The organism is Streptomyces sp. NPDC127106 (genome assembly GCF_042677605.1).
GTDB lineage: Bacteria > Actinomycetota > Actinomycetes > Streptomycetales > Streptomycetaceae > Streptomyces.
In genome coordinates this window covers 21,653-43,014 of sequence record NZ_JBHXTC010000061.1, presented here as the reverse complement: position 1 = coordinate 43,014, position 21,362 = coordinate 21,653, and the positions used below count along the sequence as shown (strand labels likewise).

At 74.3% G+C, this 21,362-nt stretch carries 15 protein-coding genes and 2 pseudogenes; 8 read left to right on the top strand and 9 right to left on the bottom strand.

Annotated elements, in window-relative coordinates; genetic code table 11:
- Positions 1-285 (top strand): annotated as a pseudogene (locus tag ACFVGY_RS32295) (hypothetical protein); the annotation flags it as partial.
- Here ACFVGY_RS32295 and ACFVGY_RS32290 read toward each other — a convergent pair.
- On the bottom strand, positions 269-2,080 hold the full coding sequence (locus ACFVGY_RS32290; RefSeq protein ID WP_385684276.1) for a DUF6350 family protein: 1,812 nt from the start codon (positions 2,078-2,080) through the stop codon (positions 269-271). The pseudogene ACFVGY_RS32295 and the gene ACFVGY_RS32290 sit on opposite strands and share 17 nt — an antisense overlap.
- Before the next feature lie 108 nt (positions 2,081-2,188).
- On the opposite strand from ACFVGY_RS32290, the gene ACFVGY_RS32285 reads away from it, so the two are divergent.
- On the top strand, positions 2,189-3,169 hold the full coding sequence (locus ACFVGY_RS32285) for a hypothetical protein (protein WP_385684274.1): 981 nt from the start codon (positions 2,189-2,191) through the stop codon (positions 3,167-3,169).
- Positions 3,170-3,182: 13 nt separating this feature from the next.
- Here the strand turns inward: ACFVGY_RS32285 and sucD are convergent.
- The 5 genes and pseudogenes from sucD to ACFVGY_RS32260 all read right to left on the bottom strand — a co-directional run.
- Positions 3,183-3,938 (bottom strand): annotated as a pseudogene (sucD, locus tag ACFVGY_RS32280) (succinate--CoA ligase subunit alpha); the annotation flags it as partial.
- Positions 3,939-3,961: 23 nt separating this feature from the next.
- Positions 3,962-5,143 (bottom strand): ADP-forming succinate--CoA ligase subunit beta, encoded by a 1,182-nt coding sequence (gene sucC / locus ACFVGY_RS32275; protein WP_385684271.1) that lies wholly within the window; start codon positions 5,141-5,143, stop codon positions 3,962-3,964.
- Between the two features lie 261 nt (positions 5,144-5,404).
- Entirely contained in the window at positions 5,405-6,592 is a 1,188-nt protein-coding gene (locus tag ACFVGY_RS32270; protein ID WP_385684268.1) for a vWA domain-containing protein, read from the bottom strand.
- Positions 6,593-6,779: 187 nt separating this feature from the next.
- Positions 6,780-9,104, bottom strand: coding sequence for a DUF5682 family protein (locus ACFVGY_RS32265; RefSeq protein ID WP_385684265.1), 2,325 nt, complete (start codon positions 9,102-9,104; stop codon positions 6,780-6,782).
- Positions 9,101-10,207 carry an AAA family ATPase gene (locus ACFVGY_RS32260; RefSeq protein WP_385684262.1) on the bottom strand — a complete coding sequence of 369 codons (1,107 nt, stop codon included), beginning with the start codon at positions 10,205-10,207 and terminating at the stop codon, positions 9,101-9,103. The genes ACFVGY_RS32265 and ACFVGY_RS32260 overlap by 4 nt, the downstream gene beginning before the upstream one ends.
- Positions 10,208-10,342: 135 nt before the next feature.
- Here ACFVGY_RS32260 and ACFVGY_RS32255 point away from each other — a divergent pair, with 135 nt between their 5' ends.
- Together ACFVGY_RS32255 and ACFVGY_RS32250 are read left to right on the top strand one after the other, a co-directional pair.
- Positions 10,343-11,689: an SWIM zinc finger family protein gene (locus ACFVGY_RS32255; RefSeq protein WP_385684259.1), complete on the top strand. Its 1,347-nt coding sequence runs from the start codon at positions 10,343-10,345 to the stop codon at positions 11,687-11,689.
- Between the two features lie 242 nt (positions 11,690-11,931).
- Positions 11,932-13,512 (top strand): DUF5691 domain-containing protein, encoded by a 1,581-nt coding sequence (locus ACFVGY_RS32250; RefSeq protein WP_385684256.1) that lies wholly within the window; start codon positions 11,932-11,934, stop codon positions 13,510-13,512.
- 187 nt (positions 13,513-13,699) lie between these two features.
- Here ACFVGY_RS32250 and ACFVGY_RS32245 read toward each other — a convergent pair whose 3' ends face one another.
- On the bottom strand, positions 13,700-14,101 hold the full coding sequence (locus tag ACFVGY_RS32245; RefSeq protein WP_385684253.1) for a cobalamin B12-binding domain-containing protein: 402 nt from the start codon (positions 14,099-14,101) through the stop codon (positions 13,700-13,702).
- 221 nt (positions 14,102-14,322) lie between these two features.
- Between ACFVGY_RS32245 and ACFVGY_RS32240 the strand changes: the two genes are divergently transcribed.
- Together ACFVGY_RS32240 and ACFVGY_RS32235 are read left to right on the top strand one after the other, a co-directional pair.
- Positions 14,323-15,138: an esterase/lipase family protein gene (locus ACFVGY_RS32240; protein WP_385684250.1), complete on the top strand. Its 816-nt coding sequence runs from the start codon at positions 14,323-14,325 to the stop codon at positions 15,136-15,138.
- A 221-nt stretch (positions 15,139-15,359) separates the two neighbouring features.
- Positions 15,360-16,904, top strand: coding sequence for a M23 family metallopeptidase (locus tag ACFVGY_RS32235; protein ID WP_385684247.1), 1,545 nt, complete (start codon positions 15,360-15,362; stop codon positions 16,902-16,904).
- A 102-nt stretch (positions 16,905-17,006) separates the two neighbouring features.
- On the opposite strand, the gene pcrA is transcribed toward ACFVGY_RS32235, so the two are convergent.
- Both pcrA and ACFVGY_RS32225 read right to left on the bottom strand, forming a co-directional pair.
- Entirely contained in the window at positions 17,007-19,493 is a 2,487-nt protein-coding gene (pcrA, locus tag ACFVGY_RS32230; RefSeq protein WP_385684245.1) for a DNA helicase PcrA, read from the bottom strand.
- Between the two features lie 43 nt (positions 19,494-19,536).
- Positions 19,537-19,839 (bottom strand): ArsR/SmtB family transcription factor, encoded by a 303-nt coding sequence (locus tag ACFVGY_RS32225; RefSeq protein ID WP_385684242.1) that lies wholly within the window; start codon positions 19,837-19,839, stop codon positions 19,537-19,539.
- A gap of 129 nt (positions 19,840-19,968) precedes the next feature.
- Between ACFVGY_RS32225 and ACFVGY_RS32220 the strand changes: the two genes are divergently transcribed.
- Positions 19,969-20,895, top strand: a complete 927-nt coding sequence (locus tag ACFVGY_RS32220; protein ID WP_385684239.1) for an alpha/beta fold hydrolase — start codon at positions 19,969-19,971, stop codon at positions 20,893-20,895.
- Positions 20,896-20,921: 26 nt separating this feature from the next.
- Complete coding sequence (locus ACFVGY_RS32215; protein ID WP_385684236.1) at positions 20,922-21,275, top strand: hypothetical protein; 354 nt, start codon at positions 20,922-20,924, stop codon at positions 21,273-21,275.
- Positions 21,276-21,362: the final 87 nt, after the last annotated feature.

Here is a 21,362-nt window from a genome sequence, read left to right as displayed (position 1 = left end):
CCGGGCGGCGGCCCGGGCGGCGGCGCGGTCCCGGAGCAGGCGGCGGCCCGGGGCGGGCTCGCGGCCCTGGGGGCGGCGGCGGCCCCCCAGCGGGCGGCGGCGGTCAGCGGGCTGGTCACGGCCACGCTGGCGATCCTGCTCGCGCTGGGCTCGTACGGGGTGCAGCTCGCGTACAAGGACTTCTACATCTGCCGCGACGACGCCCTGACGAAAAGGGCGGAGCTGCAGTGCAACACGCTGCTGCCGGACAACACCCTCGGCCAGATCCTCAAGGTCCGCCAGTAACCGACCCGGCCGGGGGCCTGCGCCGGGTCAGCACCCGGGCGCCCGCCACGGGCGGCACCGGGTGCTCCTGCGGTGCCGTGGCGGCGACCTGCCGCACCGGGGGCGGGAGCGGGGTCAGGTCCAGGTGAAGTCCCGTCACGAGGGTGACGGGGCGGGCCCGTTTCGCCGTGCCGGGCGGCCGGTCTGACGCCGGGATGGATTCCGGGTCGGAGGCCGGTGCGGGGGACGGCACGGGGACGGAGGGCCCCTGGCCGGTGTCCCGGGCCGCCGCCGGGGACGCCTTCGGGGCCGCCCCGTCGCCCGCCGGGGCGTCGGCCGGGGCGTCGGCCGGGGCGTCGGCCGGGGGCCGGTCATCCTCGGCATCGGCATCGGCCGCGGGGTGGTCCGGGTGTGGGGGGAGGTCCGGGATCAGGGTGCCCGCGGCCTGTCGCAGCGTCTCCCAGCGGATCTCCCGCACCCCGCTCGCGTGCCATGCGTCGTCCTCGGCGGGCTCCGCCCGCCGGACCGGCCGCATCCGCCAGGCATGCACCGCCACGGCCAGCGGCACCGCCGGCAGCAGCATCCAGACGAAGGCCGCCGCGCCGGTCGCCCACCACACGGGCCCGAAGTGGGCGAGTTCGCCCGAGCCCAGCGGGCCGCTCGAGGCCGCCGCCAGCCCGGCCATCGCCAGCCCGCACACCAGCGCCCCGAGCGCCGCCGTCAGGGCCGTCTCCCCGTACGAGACCTCACGCGGCCGGCGTACCGCGAACCAGCCGACCACCAGCCCGGCCGCCACCGGAACCACCGCGGTCGCGCAGGTCAGCAGGGTCCCCGGCCCCTGCGGCGGCAGCGCCGCCAGCAGCGGGAAGTCCGGCAGCGCGGGTGACCCGGCGAAGCCGAGCGGGGTGGCGCTCACGCCGCCGCCCAGGGAGAACCCGGGCCCGAGGGCGTAGGCGGCACCCCACACCATCGCGTTCGGGAGCAGTGCGAGCGCGAGGAGCAGGACCGCGAACCGGCCCGACCAGACGCCGGTCAGCGCCAGGAAGCCGTCCTCGACCTCCGCGCCGTGCCAGGCGAGCGAGAGGCCGACCAGCAGCCCGCCCCCGCCGGCCAGGACGAGCGCCCCGGCCGCACCCGCCCGCAGCGCGACCGCGTAACGGGGGCGCGCGACGGCCCTGCGCAGGGCCGCGGGGACCCGCGGCGGCAGCGGTCCGACCGGGCGGCCCTTGGCCGCCCACACCCCGGCGCCCGCAGCGAGCACCGCGACGAGCGGGACGTGCCAGGCGGCACTGAGGGGGTCCGCGGGCATCGGGCCGCCGGCCGCGTAGACGGTGGCGAGGGAGCCGACGGCCAGGTACCCGCAGAGCACCGCGGAGAAGACCGCGCTCGCGGGCAGTCCGCCGTCCGGCTCGCCGCCGCCATCGCCCCCGGCGGCGGCACCCGCGTCACCGGAGGCGCTGCCGAGGCGGCCGGCGCGGCGCATGAGGAGCGCCGGCAGCACGATGAGGAGCAGCGGGGTCACCCCGACGGGAGCCGGCACGCCCGACAGGGTGTCGTAGCGGACCAGTTCGGTGCCGTGGGCGAGGAGCCACAGGCCGGCGGCGAGGTGCAGGGCCCCGCCGGGTCCGCTGTCCGGGTACGGGGAGCTGATCCACAGCACGATGACGAGCACGGCGAGGAAGCCGAGCCCCAGCCCGGCGGCCAGGGCACCGCCCAGCACGCAGGCGGCGGCCTCGGGTGAGCGGCGGCGGCGCCGGGCCGCGGCGTGGCGTGGGGCGGGCCGCAACGGGCCCCCGCGTCCGGTCGCTTGGGTCACCCCGCCATGGTGCACAACGACACGCGATATGGGCGGTTAATAGGCGAATGTCCGTTGTGTCGCTAAAAATACGTTTATGTACTTTTTTGGCATCGCCGGGAGCATGGCATGACAAAAAGCGCCGAGGAGCCGGAGAACGCCGACCTCCTGACCCCGCCTCCGGCGGACACCCCGTCAGACCGGGGTCGTTCGCCCCGCGTTGCCGATCCGGGCGCGGTTGCCGGGCCGGGCGGGCCCGGAGAGCGCCCCGCGGGACCCCGCGGGGCGTTCGACGCGCTCTACCGGGCGGCCGCGCCCCAGCTCGTCCGAGAGGCCTATCTGCTGACCGGGCGCCGGTTCCTCGCCCTGGAGGCCGTGGAGCGGGCGTTCCAACAGGCCTGGGCGCGCTGGCCCGAGGTCGCCACCGATCCCGACCCGGCCGGGTGGGTGCGCGCGGCCGCGTACGAGTACGCCCTCTCCCCCTGGCACCGGTTCCGCCGCGGCGTCCAGGAACCTCCCGATCCGGGCCCGGACGCGACCGACCCGGCCGACCCGGAGGACCCGGACGACCGGATCCTGCGGGACGCCCTGCTGGAGCTGTCCCCGATCCACCGCCGCACCGTCCTGCTCTACCACGGCGCCGGCCTCGACCTCCCCGACACCGCCGCCGAGACCGAGGCCAGCACCCCCGCCGCCGGCATCCGCCTCCTGAACGCCCACGACGAACTCGCCGCCCGCGTCCCCGAACTGGCCGGCGCACCGCCCGAGGAACGGCTCGCCCTGCTGGAGCAGCGGCTCGGCGCCCTGGAGCCGCCCGTACCGCTGGTGCCGCGGGCGCCGGCCGCCGTCCGCGGCGACGCCGAGCACCGCTCCCGGCGCTGGACGCAGGCGGTCGTCGGCGTGACCGCGGTGCTCGCCGTCGCGACCTCCTACACCCTGGCGACCGCCCCCACCCGGTACGAGGCTCCCGTCGCGCCCGGCGTCAGCGTGTCCGGGGTGCCCCCGCTCAGCGGGCCCCAGCAGCTCACCGAGGAGCGCAGGCAGCTCCAGGACAAGCTGCGGGCCGACCCGGCCGCCGGGCCCGCACGGCTCGCCCCCCGCTTGGAATGAGGTGCCGAAAACGGGCGTGGCCCATGGTCTTGCCCTCGGGGGCGGTGAAGCCCGCGACGTAGCCGACGACCGGCTTGGTGACGTTCTTCGCGATGAAGTCCGCCGCACGCTCCTCGGCGTCGCCACCGATCTCGCCGATCATGACGATCAGCTCGGTCTCCGGGTCGGCCTCGAAGGCCTCCAGGGCGTCGATGTGGGTGGTGCCGATCACCGGGTCGCCACCGATGCCGACGGCGGAGGTGAAGCCGATGTCGCGCAGCTCGTACATCATCTGGTAGGTCAGCGTGCCGGACTTGGACACGAGACCGATCTTGCCGGGCTTGGTGATGTCGCCCGGGATGATGCCGGCGTTGGACTGGCCGGGGGTGATCAGACCCGGGCAGTTCGGGCCGATGATGCGGGTCTTGTTGCCCTTGGCGGTCGCGTACGCCCAGAAGGCGGCGGAGTCGTGCACCGCGATGCCCTCGGTGATGACGACGGCCAGCGGGATCTCGGCGTCGATGGCCTCGACGACGGCGGCCTTGGCGAAGGCCGGCGGGACGAAGAGGACGGAGACGTTGGCGCCCGTCTTCTCCATCGCCTCGGCGACCGAGCCGAAGACCGGGACCTCGGTGCCGTCGAAGTCGACGGTGGTGCCGGCCTTGCGCGGGTTCACGCCACCGACGATGTTCGTGCCGTCAGCCAGCATCAGCTTGGTGTGCTTCATGCCCGTGGCACCGGTCATGCCCTGGACGATGACCTTGCTGTCCTTGTTGAGGAAGATAGCCATGGTGAGTCTGTGACCTCGTCCCTTTACTTCGCAGCCGCAGCGAGCTCGGCGGCCTTGTCGGCCGCGCCGTCCATGGTGTCCACGCGCTGGACCAGCGGGTGGTTGGCGTCCGAGAGGATCTTGCGACCCAGCTCGGCGTTGTTGCCGTCGAGGCGGACGACGAGCGGCTTGGTGACCTCTTCGCCCTTGTCCTTGAGCAGCTGCAGGGCCTGGACGATGCCGTTGGCGACCTCGTCACAGGCGGTGATGCCGCCGAAGACGTTGACGAAGACGGACTTGACGTCCGGGTCGCCGAGGATGATCTCGAGGCCGTTGGCCATGACGGCGGCGGAGGCGCCACCGCCGATGTCCAGGAAGTTGGCGGGCTTGACGCCGCCGTGGTTCTCACCGGCGTAGGCGACGACGTCCAGGGTGCTCATGACGAGACCCGCGCCGTTGCCGATGATGCCGACCTCGCCGTCGAGCTTGACGTAGTTGAGGCCCTTCTCCTTGGCCGCGGCCTCCAGCGGGTTGGCGGCGGCCTTGTCCACGAGCTCCTCGTGGGACGGCTGACGGAACTCGGCGTTCTCGTCCAGGGAGACCTTGCCGTCGAGGGCGATGACGTCGCCGGAGGCGACCTTCGCGAGCGGGTTGACCTCGACGAGGAGCGCGTCCTCGGCGACGAAGGTGTCCCACAGGGTGACCAGGACCTCGGCGACCTTCTCGGCGACGTCCTCGGGGAACTTCGCCAGGGCGACGATCTCGCGGGCCTTCTCGATGGAGACGCCCTCGTTGGCGTTGACCGGGACCTTGGCGAGCTTCTCGGGGGTCGTCGCGGCGACCTCCTCGATGTCCATGCCGCCGGCGACCGAGGCCATGGCCAGGAAGGTGCGGTTGGTGCGGTCCAGGAGGTAGGAGACGTAGTACTCCTCGACGATCTCCGGAGCGGTCTCCGCGATCATCACCTTGTGGACCGTGTGGCCCTTGATGTCCATGCCCAGGATGTCCGTCGCGCGGGCGACGGCCTCGTCCGGGGTGGCGGCCAGCTTGACGCCGCCGGCCTTGCCGCGGCCACCGACCTTCACCTGCGCCTTGACGACAGACTTGCCGCCCAGCCGCTCGGTGGCCTCGCGAGCCGCCTCAGGCGTGTCGATCACTTCACCGGCCAGCACCGGTACACCGTGCTTGGCGAAGAGGTCCCTCGCCTGGTACTCGAACAGGTCCACGCGCGTCCGTCCCTTGTCTTCAAAGATTCGCAGTGTTCGCGGTTGTCTGCGTGGGCGTGCCGCGGAGGGCAACGTGACGGCGCTGTCACAGGGGATGCGCACACGGTGACCGTGGACGCGGCATGTCCGTCTCGCAGGTTATCCCCGGGACACCTGCGTCCCTAAATCGCAGATCACACCTGAGCGGTGATACCTGTCACAGATCCGCTCACCGTCCGGCCGCAAATTCGTGCGATCCGCCGATGTCCCCCCGGCGCCGGGTCAGGGCACCGGCAGGGGCCGCTTCTCCAGCGCCGCCGCCATGACGTCCGGGAAGAGGTCGGGCGTGCAGGCGAAGGCCGGGACGCCCAGCGCCGCCAGGGCCGCGGCGTGCTCCCGGTCGTAGGCGGGGGCGCCCTCGTCGGACAGGGCGAGCAGGGCCACGAACTCCGTCCCCGCCGCCTTCATCGCCGCGACCCGCCGCAGCATCTCGTTGCGTATGCCGCCCTCGTAGAGATCACTGATCAGGACGACGACCGTGTCGGCAGGGCGAGTGATCTTCGACTGGCAGTAGGCCAGGGCGCGGTTGATGTCGCTGCCGCCGCCGAGCTGGGTCCCGAAGAGGACGTCCACCGGGTCGTCGAGCTGATCCGTCAGGTCGACGACGGCGGTGTCGAAAACGACGAGCCGGGTCGCGATCGACCGCATCGAGGCCAGCACCGCCCCGAAGACGGAGGCGTACACGACGGAGGCCGCCATCGAGCCCGACTGGTCGATGCAGAGGACCACCTCCTTCTTCACCGATTGGGCCGCACGGCCGTACCCGATCAGCCGCTCGGGGACGACGGTGCGGTACTCGGGCAGGTAGTTCTTCAGGTTCGCCCGGATGGTGCGGTTCCAGTCGATGTCGGCGTGCCGGGGGCGGCTGGTCCGCGCGGACCGGTCCAGGGCGCCGGCGACGGTGGCCCTGGTCCGCGCGGCCAGCTTCCCCTCCAGCTGCTCGACGACCTTGCGGACCACGGCCCGGGCGGTCTCCCGGGTCGTCTCGGGCATCGCCTTGTTGAGGGAGAGCAGGGTGCCGACGAGGTGCACGTCCGGTTCGACGGCCTCCAGCATCTCCGGCTCCAGCAGCAGCGCGGACAGGCCGAGCCGCTCGATGGCGTCGCGCTGCATGACCTGGACGACGGGGCCGGGGAAGTACGTGCGGATGTCGCCGAGCCAGCGCGCCACGGAGGGCGCGGAGCCGCCGAGCCCGGCGGACCGCTCCCCGCCGGCCGGCCGGCGCGAGCCGCTGCCCGCCCCGTCGCCGCCGTAGAGCGCGCCGAGCGCGGCGTCCATCCCGGCGTCCCGGCCGGTCAGGGTGCACCCGGTGCCGTCCGCTCCTCCGCCGCCGAGCACCAGCCGCCACCGCCGCAGCCGCTCCGCTTCCACTGTTCCCTCCACCGCCGCCACGTTCCCCGTCCCGCTCATCCGTCCGTCCCCCTTCGTGTCCTGGTCGCCGACGGCCACCCGGCCGCCCGCCCTTCCTGCCGCGCCCGTCACCGCCGCGGCGCCGTGCCTGCGCCCGCCGCGCCGCCCTGCCGTCCTCCCGCAGGCCGGTCCCCGGCGTCCTCCCGCAGCCCGGTCCCCGGCCGTGCGCCGCCGGCCGGCGCGGGCGTCAGGGTGCCCCGGCGGCGGCGCAGGCTCCCGCGAGGAGCAGGTGGACCAGGTCCACGACGGCGTCCGCGCGGGCCGGGTCCAGCTCCGGGGCGAAGCCCTCGGGGGCCGCGCCCGGGGCGGCGCCCCCCGGCCGGGCGCCGGGGCCGCGCCGGGCCAGTTCGCCGAGGGTCCGGCGGACGCCCGGCTCGTACGCCCCGAAGGTCCGCCGCAGCAGCGGCAGTACGTCGGTGAAGGCCTCGGCGGGCACCGAGACCAGCCAGGCGTCGATCAGCCCGAGCAGCCGGTCGTCGTGGACCAGCAGCGTGCCGCTGCCCGGGCCGCCCCCGGCGAAGCCGTCGATCCAGCCGGCCGCGTCGGCCGGGGCGGCCGCCGACGACAGGGCGAGCCCCATCAGCCGCGCCGTCTCCTCGGCCGGCAACCGGCCCTCGTCGAGCAGCAGCCGGGCCGCCCGCCCGCGTATCGGCCCGGGCACCGACTCGCGGCCGGCCAGCGTCCTCAGCACCGCCGACCAGCGCTCGCGCAGGCCGCCGTCCTCCAGCAACCCGACCGCCCCGTGCACCGCGTCCACGTGGCCCCGCAGCTCCGCCGCCGCGTCGGCGTCCAGGCCGGCGGCGCAGGCGGGCGGCAGCGCCACGCAGATCCGCTCCGCGAGCCCGCGCGCCACCGCGCCCAGCGCCGGCGCGTCGGTGCCGCGGACGTCGCCGTACCGCAGCGAACGGGCCAGGGCCGGCAGGGCCTTGGCGAGCCGCGCCACGTCCGTGTCCAGCGCGGCCAGGTCGGCGAGGGCCCGCAGGACCGCGGGCAGCGCCTCGGACAACCCCGCCAGCAGGCAGCGCTCGGCCAGCGCGGTGACGTCGCCGAGCTCCCCCGCCGCGGCCGCGTCCGCCTCCGCCTTGGCGGTGGCCGCAGCGAGGACGGTGGTGCCCCAGATCCCGGCCTCGGCCACCCGTACCGACAGCTCCGGCTCCCAGCACAGCCGCCAGGTCTCCCGGAAGGTGCCCGTGCCGGCCCGGGAGGCGGTGGGCCGGCCCCAGTCGATGCCGAGCAGCCGCAGCCGGTGCAGCAGCAAGGAACGGGCCACGTCCGTGTCCTTGCGCAGGTCGAGCTCCAGCTCGCGCTCCTGCGCCTCGGCCTTCAGGCGCAGCGAGCGCTGCTGCCGGGTCAGGTCCCGCTGGAGCGGCACGGCGGGCGCGCCGTCCGGGACCCGGCCGAGCACGTCGCCGACGACCAGGCGGTCCTCGATCAGCGCGAGCGGTACGTCGGAGCCGTCGCACATGACGGCACGGACCGCCTCCAGGGTCTCGGCCAGCCCGGGCAGCGGTCGCCCGCGCACCGCGGCCAGGGTCTCCGCGAGCCGGACCGCCTCGATGACGTGCGCCGTGGAGACCTGCCGGTCCTCCTCCCGGAGCAGTCCGGCCACCTTGGTCAGCCACCGCTCGACCGGCCGGTCCCGGGCGGCGAAGAGGTGCGCGTACCAGCCCGGCGAGGCGATGCCCGCCCCGTACCCGCCGGCCCGGGCGAGCCGCCGGTGCGTCCAGGGCACCCAGGTCGTCTCCACCTTGGTCCTGGGCAGCCCGGTCAGCAGCCGCTTGTCGGCCGCCGCCGTGGTCCTCGCGCGCAGCGCGGGGACGTGCCAGGCGCCGCACACCACGGCGTAGGAGTCGCCGAACTCCCGGCGGGCGGTCCGCATCCGCTGCCGCATGTGGGCCTCGCGCACCAGGTCCCGGGGGTCCTCGCGGTCCGCGAGCGCCTCCCGCAGCGCGGCCATGGCCTCGCCGAGCGCCTCGAACGCGGCCGCCGGGTCCCGCGGCGCCGCCTCCGAGCCCGTACCGCGGTGTTCGACGACGTCCTCCCACCAGCGCTCCGGGTCGTCGTAGCCGGCGGTCTCGGCCAGCATGGCGAGCGGGTCGGGCCGTACCGCGGCGGGCGCGGCGGCCTCCTCCCCGGCCCCCGCCCCCTCCGGCGCCGGCTCCGGCCGTGCTGCCAGGGTGTGCGCGGCGGGCAGGTCGATGAACCGGACGGGGACCGGGTCGGGCTGCTGCTGTGCCCAGCGGATGGCCGCCCACTCCGGGGAGAACTCGGCCAGCGGCCAGAACGCGGCCCGGCCCGGGTCGTCGGCGGCGTGTGCGAGCAGGGCCACGGGCGGCTGCATCGCCGGGTCGGCGGCCAGCGGGAGCAGTGCGTCGCCCTCCGGCGGCCCCTCGATCAGGACGGCCGCCGGCCGGGCCGCCTCCAGGGCGGCCCGCACGGCGCGGGCCGAGCCGGGCCCGTGGTGGCGCACGCCCAGCAGCAGCGGCCCCCGTGCGGGCGCCGCCGGACTCATGCCGTCACCTCCCGGCAGGCGCGGTAGAAGTCCTTCCAGCCGTCCCGCTCGCGGACCACGGCCTCCAGGTACTCCTGCCAGACCACCCGGTCGGCGGCCGGGTCGCGGACGACCGCGCCGAGGATCCCGGCGGCCACGTCGGACGGGCGCAGCACGCCGTCCCCGAAGTGGGCGGCCAGTGCCAGGCCGTGGGTGACGACCGAGATGGCCTCGGCGGTGGACAGGGTGCCGCTCGGCGACTTGACCTTCGTCCGGCCGTCGTCGGTGACGCCGTCGCGCAGCTCGCGGAAGACCGTGACGACGCGGCGGATCTCGTCCAGCCCCTCGGGCAGGGCCGGCAGGTCGAGGGCGCGGCCCAGCTGGTCGACGCGGCGGGCGACGATGTCGACCTCGGCGTCGGCGGAGGCGGGCAGCGGCAGCACGACGGTGTTGAAGCGCCGGCGCAGCGCGCTGGACAGCTCGTTCACGCCGCGGTCGCGGTCGTTGGCGGTGGCGATGAGGTTGAAGCCGCGCACGGCCTGCACCTCCTGGCCGAGCTCCGGTATCGGCAGCGTCTTCTCGGACAGGATGGTGATGAGGGTGTCCTGGACGTCGGCCGGGATGCGGGTGAGCTCCTCGACGCGGGCGGTCGACCCCTCGGCCATGGCCCGCATGACCGGGCTGGGCACGAGCGCCTCGCGGCTGGGCCCGTGGGCGAGGAGGCGGGCGTAGTCCCAGCCGTACCGGACGGCCTCCTCCGGGGTGCCGGCGGTGCCCTGGACGAGCAGGGTGGAGTCCCCGCTGACGGCGGCGGCGAGGTGCTCGGAGACCCAGGTCTTGGCGGTGCCGGGGACGCCGAGCAGCAGCAGGGCGCGGTCGGTCGCCAGGGTGGTGACGGCGACCTCGACGATGCGGCGCGGGCCGACGTACTTGGGTGTGATGACGGTTCCGTCGTCGAGCGTGCCGCCCAGGAGGTAGGTGGCGACGGCCCACGGGGAGAGCTTCCAGCGGGCCGGGCGGGGCCGGTCGTCGGCGGCCGCCAGGGCTTTCAGTTCGTGTGCGAAGGCGTCCTCGGCGTGCGGTCGCAGCGCCTCGGCGCCGGTGCCGTTCCCGTGCGTGGTCATGGTCCCCCTCCGATGCTCGGCAGCCGCTCCCGACTGCTGTTGTCCACGGTGCACCACGCCACTGACAACAGCCCCTGTGGGCAACGTCGTTGCAGGTCAGAGCGATTGTCAGTGGGGGTCTCTACGGTGGTTCCCATGACCGATCAGCAGGTCCGCTGGACAGCGGAACAGGTATTGGCCCTGGCTCCTGACGCGGCATCACGCAAGGCGGGGGCCAAGCTGGGCGGGGCGGGCCCCTGGTCCGAGACCGGAGGTTCCGCTTCCGGTGCGGTGTGGGGGTTGTGCAAGGGCAGCGGGGCCACGCCGTACCGGACGGTCGTGGACCTCTCCGGCCCCGCGTACAAGTGCTCCTGCCCGAGCCGGAAGTTCCCGTGCAAGCACGCGCTGGGACTGCTGCTGCTCTGGGCCGCCGAAGGGTTCGGCGAGCCCGCCGAGGCGCCGGAGTGGGCCGGGGCCTGGCTGGCCGGACGGGCTGCGAAGGCCGCCCGCCCGGCGGGCGCGTCGGCCGGTCCGGCGGACGCGGAGGCGGCGCGCCGCCGGGCCGAACGGAGGGCGGCCCGGATCGGCGCGGGTGTCGCGGAGCTGGAACAGCGGCTCGCCGACCTGGTCCGCGGCGGACTCGCCGGGCAGGAACAGGCGGGATACGCGCCCTGGGAGGAGACCGCGGCCCGGATGGTCGACGCCCAGGCGCCCGGACTGGCGGCGCGCGTGAGGGAGTTGGGGACGATACCCGGTTGCGGTGCCGGCTGGCCCGCCCGGATGCTGGAGGAGGGCGCGCTGCTGCACCTGCTGAACCGGGGCTGGCTCGGTGTGGCAGGCCTGCCGGAGCCGCTCGCCGCGACGGTACGGAGCAGGGTGGGGCTCCCGAACACCGCCGCGGAGGGGGAGGCCGTACGGGACCGCTGGCTGGTGTTGTCCCAGTACGACTCGGTGTCGCCGGACGGCCGGCTCACCACCCGCCGGATATGGCTGCGCGGGCTGGAGAGCGGGCGCCCGGCCCTGGTCCTGGACTTCGGGCCGCCCGGGCGGCCGCCGGCGCTCGCGCTGCCGGTCGGCCTGGCGGTGGAGGCGGAAGCACGCTTCCGTCCCGGCTCGGCGGGGCTGCGGGCGGACCTCGGGGAGAGGTTCGCTCCGGCCGCGCCCTGCGACCGGGTCCCGGCCGGGATCGGCACCGGGGCGGCACTGGAGGCGTACGGGGCTGCGCTGCGGGAGGACCCGTGGCTGGAGTCGTGGCCGGTGGTGCTGGGCCCGGTGGTCCCGATACCGGGAGAGCTGGGCTGGCAGCTGGCCGATGCGGAGGGCGCCGACGCCCTGCCGGTCCCGCCGGCCGGGGCGGGCAACCGGTCCCGGCCGGGCCTGTGGCAGCTGGCCGCACTGTCGGGCGGGGGGCCGCTGACGGTGTTCGGCGAATGCGGCCACCGCGGATTCACCCCCCTGACGGCCTGGCAGCCGGGCTGCCCGGAGCCGGTCGCGCTGGTCTGACCAGCCGGGACCACGGCCGGCAGGCGGTCAGGGGGAAACGAAGGACGGGCGGCGCGGGGGCGCCGGCCGAGGAGGGGCGCGCGGACGCGGGGGCGTCCGCGTGAACGACACAGAAGCCGGGGGGCTTGCCATGAACGACAACCACGCCAGCTGAAGGGCCGGACACGGGGAACGAGAGCGGCTCCGGTCCCGCGGAGGGGGCGGGACCGGAGCACGGAACAGCACCGAGAGGGAGGGACCCGATGGCCACCACGGCCGAGTACACGGGATGCGGGGAGTGGGAGGAGCTGGTCGGCGCCGCGCTGCTGGGCACCGAGCGGCGGCAGGGCGATCCGGCGGCACTGCTCGACGCGGCGGCCGTGCAGACCGTACGCCGCCGGGCCGGGCTGCGGCCCGCCGAGGCCGACCCGCGGCCGCAGCCGGCTCCGGCCGACCCGCGGCCGGAGCCGCCGGAACCGGCCCGGCGGCGGCTCGCGCAGCTGCTGGCCGGGCGGACCGGCGCGGGCAGCGGCAGCGGGCGGCGGGGGGCCGCCCCGGACCTGACGGAACTGCTGCCGCAGTGGCTCGCGGCCGCCGGGCGGCACGGCTACCGGGCGCCGGCGGCACTGCTGCCGGCGCTGCTGGACGCCGCCCGGGCCCGTACGGACCTGCGCCCGCAGGCCCTGGCCCTGGCCGGGCCGCGCGGGCTGTGGCTGGCCCGGCTCAACTCCGACTGGCGGTTCGCCCTGCGCGGCGGCGCGGGCGGCGGGGAACTGCCCGACCCCGGGGACGCGGCAGGGGTGGAGCAGCTGTGGCAGGAGGGGCTGTTCGCGGAGCGGGTGGCGCTGCTGGGGGCCGTACGGGCCCACGAGCCGGCCGCGGCCGTGCGGCTGCTGTCGAGCACCTGGGCCACCGAGCGGGCCGAGGACCGGCTGATGTTCCTCGACTCCCTGCGGGTGGGGCTGTCCGCGCAGGACGAGCCGTTCCTGGAGGCGGCCCTGGGTGACCGGAGCCGCAACGTCCGGGCGACGGCCGCCGAATTGCTGTCCGCGCTGCCCGACTCGGCACTGGCCGGGCGGATGGCACGACGGGCCGTCGCCTGCGTGGGACCGCGAGGGGTGGTCCCGCCCACCGAATGCGATGCGGGGATGCTGCGCGACGGGGTGGTGAAACGGCCCCCCGCCGGGCGCGGTGAGCGGGCCTGGTGGCTCGGCCAGCTGGTGGAGGCGGCGCCGCTGTCCTGCTGGCGGGAGCGGTTCGGAGGGCTCGGCCCGGAGCGGATCGTGGAACTGCCGGTGGCCGACGGCGAGAGCTGGCGGGAGGAACTGCACGCGGCGTGGTGCCGGGCGGCCGTGCGGCAGCGGGACGCGGAATGGGCCGAGGCGCTGCTCGGCCCGGCGTCGGGGCCGCCCGCGACCGCCCCGGGGACGGCGTCGCTCGCGGAGCGGGCCAAGCTGCTGTCGGTCCTGCCGGACGGGAAACGGGCCGAGTGGGTCGCGCAGTTCATCCGGGCGCACGGGCTGCCGGAGGCCTTCCAGCTGCTCGGCGTGTGCGCGGTGCCGTGGGCGGGGGCGCTCGGCCGGGCCGTGGTCGACGCGCTGGACGCGGCGCGGGAGGCGGGCAGCTACCCGTGGAGCTTCAGCGGGGTGATGGGTCTGGCGGAGCGGTGCCTGGATCCTGCGGAGGCGGGCCGGTTGGAGGCGCTCACCGCAGCGGCGCAGTATCCCGAGGACGGGGCTGCGGGGGCGGCTGCGTACTGGGCCGAGGCGTTCCAGCGGCTCGTCGCCACGCTGCGGCTGCGGGCGGCGATGCTCGCCGAACTGGCTCCGGCCCCGCCCGCCTGACCGGGCCGGGCCGGGCCGGTCCGGTCCGGGCCGGGCCGGGCCGCTGGCCGGGGGTCCCGCCGCCGGGTGGCTCCCGCCGTACCCGGGCGCGGCGCCGTTCCGGGGGCTATGCCCCCCGCACCCTGGCACCCCCGCGCCTCAAACGCCGGCGGGGCCGGAACCGCCCCTGGTTCGGCGGGGCCGGGGGTCAGCGGCGGATGTTTTCGCGGACCCAGTCGACGATGGACGTCGTCGTGGCGCCCGGGGTGAAGATCGCGGCGACGCCCTTCTCCTTGAGGGGGGCGATGTCGTCGTCCGGGATGATGCCGCCGCCGAACACCTTGATGTCCTCGGCCTCGCGCTCCTTCAGCAGCTCCAGGACCCGGGCGAACAGGGTGTTGTGCGCGCCCGACAGGATCGACAGGCCGATCGCGTCGGCGTCCTCCTGGATCGCGGTGTCCACGATCTGCTCGGGGGTCTGGTGCAGGCCCGTGTAGATGACCTCCATGCCGGCGTCCCGCAGGGCGCGGGCGATCACCTTCGCGCCACGGTCGTGGCCGTCGAGACCCGGCTTGGCCACCACCACACGGATCGGACCGGTCACACCCATCGCACTGCCTCCTGAGTGAACGAACGTTAAGTACAGCATCGCGCACGCCACCGTTTCGCGGTCAAGCAGGAGGGGGAAATCACACGTGGGACGGCGTGATTCACCGCCAGGAGCCGCACCGCACCAGATCGCCGCGCCACCGTACCGACAGCCGCACGGCGCGGCGGCGCGGCCGGCCGCAGTCCCGTTCACGGTCATGGGGAGGCCAGGGGAGGCCGTCGATGGGGCTGTCCACACCCGTATCCGGATCCGGATACGCGCCGTTCTCGCCGTTCTCGCCGCTCTCGGGCGCCGCCCTGCGGGCCGGGGTCCTCGAGGCGGTCCTGTTCGGCGCCCATCTGCTGCACTACCCGACGGGGATCCGGCAGGAGCGGCATGCGGCGGGGGACTGCGGTCCTCGACCGCCCGTGCTGCTGCTGCACGGGTTCAGCGACAACCGGTCCGTCTTCGTCCTGCTGCGCCGCGCCCTGACCGCCGGCGGCGGGCGCCGGGTGGAGGCGTACAACTACTCGCCCCTCACCCTCGACCTGCGCGTCGCCGCCCGCAGCCTCGCCCGGCGGGTCGAGGAGCTGTGCGAGCGCACCGGCCGGGAGCAGATCGACCTGGTCGGCCACAGTCTGGGCGGACTGGTCGGCCGGTACTACGTCCAGCGCCTCGGCGGGGACGCCCGCGTCGGCACCCTCGTCACGCTCGGCACGCCGCATTCCGGTACGCGGATCGCCCCCTTCATGGACGCGCACCCGCTGGTCCGCCAGATCCGCCCGGACTCCCCGGTCATCGCCGAGCTCCGCGCGCCCGCGCCCGGATGCCGCACCCGATGCGTGGCGTTCTGGACCGAGTTCGACGAGCTGATGGACCCGCCCGGGACGGCCCGCATCGAGCATCCGGACCTGCGCGCCGAGAACATCCAGGTCACGGGGATCGGGCACCTCGCGCTGGCGGCCCACCCGGCCGTCGCGACAGCCGTCCTGCGCGCCCTCGACGGACCTGGTCCGGCAGCCGTCGAACCCCCGGAGGACGCCGCCTCCGTCGCATGAACACCAACCGGACCGGAGTCGAACGAATTTCGAACTCAAGGCCAAGGCTGCGCATGGAAGCGACCGAAACACGGCCGAATGCCCGGTTCCGCTCAGCTCGGAGCCCGCCGAAGATTGTCGTGGCCAGTGACCGCCGGGTACAGTCACGCCACTGCTCTCCCCAGGGAACCCCCCGATCCCTGGCCACCCAGGCCCCCACTGCCGAGGCGAAAGAGAAGTTGGTGAACGACCGCCCCTCGTCGGGCCTGTATCCCGAGTCCGGGTACGACGGCCTTTCCACCAGCACCTTCGCCGGCGATTCGTCCTACGCCTCCTACGAAACGCAGGGTCAGGGGTACGCCTACACCTCGTACGGCGCGTACGACACCGGCTCGTACGACACCACCGCCTGGGCCTCGCAGGGCAGTTACCCCCAGGACGGCTACCTGCCGACCGTCCCCGCCCAGGGCGCCTCCGCGGACACCGCCGCGGGCACGGGCCAGTGGGACACCACCGCCTGGACGACGCAGACCCCGGACTACCAGTCCACCGCCGCCGCGTTCGGCTACGAGCAGACCGGCCAGTGGGCGATGCCCGGCTACGGCACCACCGGCACCGAGACGGGCTCGTACGACGCCACCGCCTGGAACACGGTCCCGCAGGACCAGCAGCAGACCCAGACGTTCTCGTTCGAGTTCGAGCAGCAGCCGCAGCCGCAGCCGCAGCCGGCGTACGCCTACCAGGAGTCCGCCGCCGTCGCCGCCGACGCGTACACCGAGACGGCCGTCTTCGAGGCCCTCGGCGACGAGGCCGCCGACGCGGCCCTGGACTCGGACCACCAGGCCCCGGATCCGGGCGCGGACCTAGACCTGGACCTGGACCTCGATGCGGAGTCGGACCTCGGCCTCGTCGCCGGACCGGTTCACGACATGCCCACCCAGGCCATGCCCGTCACCCCGGCGGCTTCCCCGGCCGGCTCGCCGTCCGGGCCGCGCGCCTCGCGCCGCGCCGGCGCCAAGGCCAAGGCCCCGCACCCCTCCGGCAACAGCCGCCGCCGCACCCCGGCGAAGCGTTCCGCCCTGCTGACGGTGGCCGTTCCCTCGGCCTGCGTGATGGGCATCGCCGGTGTCGCGGCCGCCTCCGTCGGCGGCCTCACCGGCGGCGACAAGCCCGCCGAGGACACCACGACGGTGGCCGCGCCGGACCCGGCGTCGGTCAAGCCGGTGGCCGCCAACAGCAAGCTCGACACCCAGCTGGAGGCGCTCAGCGCCGACGCGGGCGACTTCGCGGACCGCGCGAGCCGCACCCAGGAACGCATCGACCTGCGCCAGCGCCAGGACGAGGAGCGCAAGCGGAAGGCGGCCGAAGAGGCGGCCAAGGAGGCGGCCCGCCCCAAGTTCGCCCTCCCCGTGGCGCAGCACGGCCTGAGTGCCAGCTTCGGCCAGGCCGGCGGCATGTGGATGTCCGTGCACACCGGCATCGACTTCCCGGTGGGCTACGGCACGCCGGTCATGGCGGCCACCGACGGGACCGTACGCACCCAGTGGAACAGCGCCTACGGCAACATGGCGATAGTGACGTCCCCCGACGGCACCGAGACCTGGTACTGCCACCTGGGCAGCACCAAGATCCGGTCCGGCAAGGTCAAGGCCGGCGACGTCATCGCGTACTCCGGCAACTCGGGCAACTCCACCGGCCCGCACCTGCACTTCGAGGTCCGGCCCGGCGGCGGGTCCGCGGTCGACCCCGCGGCCTGGCTGCGCAGCCACGGTCTCAACCCCAACTGAGCCGACGCCCCGAGCGCACGCACGGCCCCACGGGCCCCACGTGCACCCGGCCCCCCGGGGCCCGGCCCCACGGGCACCGCGGCCCGCGGGGCCCGGCGCCCGCTAGAGCTTCTGCACCGGTGCGTAGCGCAGGAGCAGCCGCTTCGGCTTGCCGTCCCCGAAGTCGATGGTCGCCTGGGCGTCCGACCCGGCACCCGTGACCTGCTGGACCGTGCCCAGCCCGAACTGGTCGTGCGTGACCCGGTCCCCGACCGCCAGCGCCACGACCGGCTTGTCGGCGGCCCGGCGCGTCGCGAAGCCGGACGGCCCCGACCGCGTACGGGAGGAGGAGAGGAAGGCCTCCGGGGAGGTGCCGAACGAGGCCTTGCCCGACCCGTAGCCGGAGCCCGTGCCCCGCATCGGGCCGGCCGGCTTCTGCGCGGCGCCCGTGCGCTTCCATTCCAGGTACTGCGCCGGGATCTCCTCGAGGAACCGCGAGGGCGGGTTGTACGAGGGCGTGCCCCAGGCGCTGCGCATCGAGGAGCGGGTCAGGTACAGGCGCTCGCGGGCCCGGGTGATGCCGACGTAGGCCAGGCGCCGCTCCTCCTCCAGCTCCTTGGTCTGGCCAAGTGCCCGCATGTGCGGGAAGACGCCGTCCTCCATGCCGGTCAGGAAGACCACCGGGAACTCCAGGCCCTTGGCCGTGTGCAGGGTCATCAGCGTGATGACGCCGGTGCCCTCGGTGTCCTCGTCGGGGATCTGGTCGGAGTCGGCGACGAGCGCGACCTGCTCCAGGAACTCGGCGAGGGTCCCGGGGTTGTCTTCCGAGCGCGCCTGCTCGAATTCCAGGGCCACCGCCGCGAGTTCCTGGAGGTTCTCGATCCGCGTCTCGTCCTGCGGGTCGGTCGAGGCCTGGAGCTCGGCGAGGTAGCCGGTGCGTTCCAGGACCGCCTCCAGCACCACCGCCGGGCCCGCGCCGGACTCGGCGATCGTGCGCAGCTCCTCCATGAGCACGTTGAACCGCTTCACCGCGTTGGTGGAGCGCGCGGCCATGCCGTACGCCTCGTCCACGCGCCGCAGCGCCTGCGGGAAGGTGATCTTCTCGCGCAGGGCGAGGGCGTCGACCATCGCTTCCGCCCGCTCGCCGATGCCGCGCTTGGGTACGTTCAGGATCCGGCGCAGCGGGACGTTGTCCTCCGGGTTCGCGAGGACGCGCAGGTACGCGAGGACGTCGCGGACCTCCTTGCGCTCGTAGAAGCGGACCCCGCCGACGACCTTGTAGGGCAGACCGACGCGGATGAAGACCTCCTCGAACACACGCGACTGGGCGTTGGTCCGGTAGAAGATCGCGACGTCTCCCGCCTTCGCCCGGCCGGCGTCGGTGAGGCGGTCGATCTCGTCGGCGACGAACTGGGCCTCGTCGTGCTCGGTGTCGGCGACGTAGCCGGTGATGACGGCGCCGGAGCCGGCGTCGGTCCACAGGTTCTTGGCGCGGCGGTTCTCGTTGCGCTCGATGACCGCGTTGGCGGCGGAGAGGATCGTCTGGGTGGAGCGGTAGTTCTGCTCCAGCAGGATCGTCGTCGCGTCCTTGTAGTCCTCCTCGAACTGGAGGATGTTGCGGATCGTCGCGCCGCGGAAGGCGTAGATCGACTGGTCGGCGTCGCCCACCACGCACAGCTCGGCCGGCGGCAGGTCGGGGTAGCCGGGGCCGACCAGCTCGCGCACCAGCGTGTACTGGGCGTGGTTGGTGTCCTGGTACTCGTCGACGAGGACGTGCCGGAAGCGCCGCCGGTAGTGCTCGGCGACGTCCGGGAACGCCTGGAGCAGGTGGACGGTGGTCATGATGATGTCGTCGAAGTCGAGCGCGTTGGCCTCGCGCAGCCGCCCCTGGTACAGGGCGTACGCCTGGGCCAGGGTCTTCTCGAAGCCGTCGGCGGCCTGTGCGGCGAAGGCGTCCTCGTCGATGAGCTCGTTCTTGAGGTTCGAGATCTTGGCGTTGAAGGACTTGGGCGGGAACTTCTTCGGGTCCAGGTCCAGGTCGCGGCAGACGAGCGCCATCAGGCGCTTGGAGTCGGCGGCGTCGTAGATCGAGAAGGACGAGGTGAAGCCGAGCCGCTTGGACTCGCGGCGCAGGATGCGCACGCACGCGCTGTGGAAGGTGGACACCCACATGGCGTTCGCGCGCGGGCCGACCAGGCCCTCGACGCGCTCCTTCATCTCGGCGGCGGCCTTGTTGGTGAAGGTGATCGCCAGGATCTGGCCGGGGTGGACACCGCGCGCGGCCAGCAGGTGACCGATGCGGTGGGTCAGCACGCGGGTCTTGCCCGAGCCGGCGCCGGCCACGATCAGCAGCGGGGAGTCCGCGTGCACCACGGCCGCGCGCTGCTGTTCGTTCAGCCCGTCCAGGAGTGCCGCCGGGTCGATGACCGGCTTCGGCGTGCCGTCGCGGTAGTAGGCGTCACCGCTCATGGGCGCGTCGAAGTGGCCCTCGAAGAGGTCGTCCGCCCCCGGTTCCGGGGCGTGCGCGTCCTCGTACTCCTCGGGCGGCGGCGGGACCTCGTCGGAGGGGGTGAGGTCCGCCAGGAAGCTGTCGTCAAAGAGGCTGCTCATCGCCTTCCGAGTCTAGGGGCCCGCGGGGACAGCCGGGGCCGGATCAGCCTGTGACGAGCGCCAACAGGCCGGGGAAGCGCCGCTCCAGGTCCTCGCGGCGCAGGACGAGGTAGAGGCGGCGGCCCTGGGGGCGCTGGCAGATGACGCCGCTCTCGCGCAGCGTCTTGAGGTGGTGCGTGACGCTCGACCTGGGCAGGTCGGGGACGACCTCTCCGCAGTAGGCCTCCTCGCCGGAGGAGAGCCTGCGGACGATCTCCAGCCGGACGGGGTGCCCGAGGGCCGCGAGGACCTCGGCGAGTTCGAGGCTGTCGGCGTCGGGATGGGTCAGCTCTGCAGCGGCGGCCATGCCCTCACTGTACGCAGCCCTCCGTCAACCCATTGCCTGATCGTTCGAGGATCTCGTACAGTCATCTCCATGATCGTACGAAATCTTCGAACGATTGCTGGATCCCGCCTGCCCACGGAGGACACCCCCATGCCCCGCACCACCCCCGTCGACTTCGCCGCCCTCGACATCGCCGCCCTCGACGACGCCGCCCTCGCCGCCTCCCTCGACGGCGGTTTCACCAGCCGCCACACCGACGTCGACGGCATCCGCCTGCACCACGTCGAGGGCGGCGACCCCGCCGGCGCGCCCCTGGTGCTGCTCGGCGGCTGGCCGCAGACCTGGTGGCAGTGGCGCAAGGTGCTGCCGGACCTGGCCCGCCGGTACCGCGTGATCGCCGTCGACCTGCGCGGCATGGGCGGCTCCGCCAAGCCGGAGGGCGGCTACGACAAGAAGACGCTGGCCCGCGACGTCCACGGGCTGCTGGGCCGGCTCGGCATCGAGTCCGCGCACGTCGTCGGCCACGACATCGGCGCGATGGTGGCGTACGCCTTCGCCGCCAACCACCCGGAAGCCACCCGCAAGGTCGCCCTCCTGGACGTCTCCCATCCCGACGAGGGCTGGGCGGCCATGCCCCTGCTCCCCCGTGAGGACCTCCGGCACCTGTGGTGGTTCGCGTTCAACCAGGTCCACGGCCTGCCCGAGCAGCTGCTCGCCGGCCGCTACCGCGTCCTGCTGGACTGGCTCTTCGGTGCCATGACCAGCCGCCCGGAGGACATCGACGAGCACGCCCGCGCGGTGTACGCCCGCGCCTACGACACCCCGGAGGCGATCCGCGCCGGCAACGACTGGTACCGCGCCTTCGGCCAGGACATCGCCGACCTCGCGACGTACGCCCCGGTGACCGCGCCGCTCCTCGCCCTCGGTGGCGAACGCAGCAACTACGAGCACCTCGCGAAGTCCGTCCCGGCGCTCGGCACCGACACCCGCGTCGTGCGCATCGACGGCAGCGGGCACTACCTCCCCGAGGAGGATCCGCAGGCGGTCGTGGAAGAGCTGACCCACTTCCTGGGCTGAAGGACGGCCCCCGTACGCTCAGCCGCATGGACGTACTCATCAACGCCTTCGTCGGCCTGCACATCATCGGAATCGCCTCGCTCCTCGGCGGTTTCCTGACCCAGATGAAGGCGATGAGCGCAGGCACCGCCCGCTTCGTGCCCGCCATGCTGCACGGCGCCCTGACGATGCTGGTGACCGGTGTCCTGCTGGTCGGCTTCCGCGAGATGGACGGCGGCAGCGTCAACCACATCAAGATCGGCGTGAAGCTCGCCGTCCTCTTCGTCGTCCTCGCGCTCGTCTACGTCAAGCGCGACGAGGAGCAGGTCGACAAGGCGGTCTTCGGCGCGGTCGGCGGCCTGACCGTGGTCAACATCTTCATCGCCACCCTCTGGACCTGATCCGAAGGCGACACCTCCGGATCACGACGTGGCATTTGCGTTCATCTCGTCATCCGACCGTTACCCCGCGGTCTAGCGTCCTCCTCC

What these genes read in the sequence shown, in the direction of transcription:
- ACFVGY_RS32285 (WP_385684274.1), top strand. Translation starts at nt 2,189, where the DNA reads ATGACAAAAAGCGCCGAGGAGCCGGAGAACGCCGACCTCCTGACCCCG.
- ACFVGY_RS32270 (WP_385684268.1), bottom strand. Translation starts at nt 6,592, where the DNA reads ATGAGCGGGACGGGGAACGTGGCGGCGGTGGAGGGAACAGTGGAAGCG.
- ACFVGY_RS32265 (WP_385684265.1), bottom strand. Translation starts at nt 9,104, where the DNA reads ATGAGTCCGGCGGCGCCCGCACGGGGGCCGCTGCTGCTGGGCGTGCGC.
- ACFVGY_RS32260 (WP_385684262.1), bottom strand. Translation starts at nt 10,207, where the DNA reads ATGACCACGCACGGGAACGGCACCGGCGCCGAGGCGCTGCGACCGCAC.
- ACFVGY_RS32255 (WP_385684259.1), top strand. Translation starts at nt 10,343, where the DNA reads ATGACCGATCAGCAGGTCCGCTGGACAGCGGAACAGGTATTGGCCCTG.
- ACFVGY_RS32250 (WP_385684256.1), top strand. Translation starts at nt 11,932, where the DNA reads ATGGCCACCACGGCCGAGTACACGGGATGCGGGGAGTGGGAGGAGCTG.
- ACFVGY_RS32245 (WP_385684253.1), bottom strand. Translation starts at nt 14,101, where the DNA reads ATGGGTGTGACCGGTCCGATCCGTGTGGTGGTGGCCAAGCCGGGTCTC.
- ACFVGY_RS32240 (WP_385684250.1), top strand. Translation starts at nt 14,323, where the DNA reads ATGGGGCTGTCCACACCCGTATCCGGATCCGGATACGCGCCGTTCTCG.
- pcrA (WP_385684245.1), bottom strand. Translation starts at nt 19,493, where the DNA reads ATGAGCAGCCTCTTTGACGACAGCTTCCTGGCGGACCTCACCCCCTCC.
- ACFVGY_RS32225 (WP_385684242.1), bottom strand. Translation starts at nt 19,839, where the DNA reads ATGGCCGCCGCTGCAGAGCTGACCCATCCCGACGCCGACAGCCTCGAA.
- ACFVGY_RS32220 (WP_385684239.1), top strand. Translation starts at nt 19,969, where the DNA reads ATGCCCCGCACCACCCCCGTCGACTTCGCCGCCCTCGACATCGCCGCC.
- ACFVGY_RS32215 (WP_385684236.1), top strand. Translation starts at nt 20,922, where the DNA reads ATGGACGTACTCATCAACGCCTTCGTCGGCCTGCACATCATCGGAATC.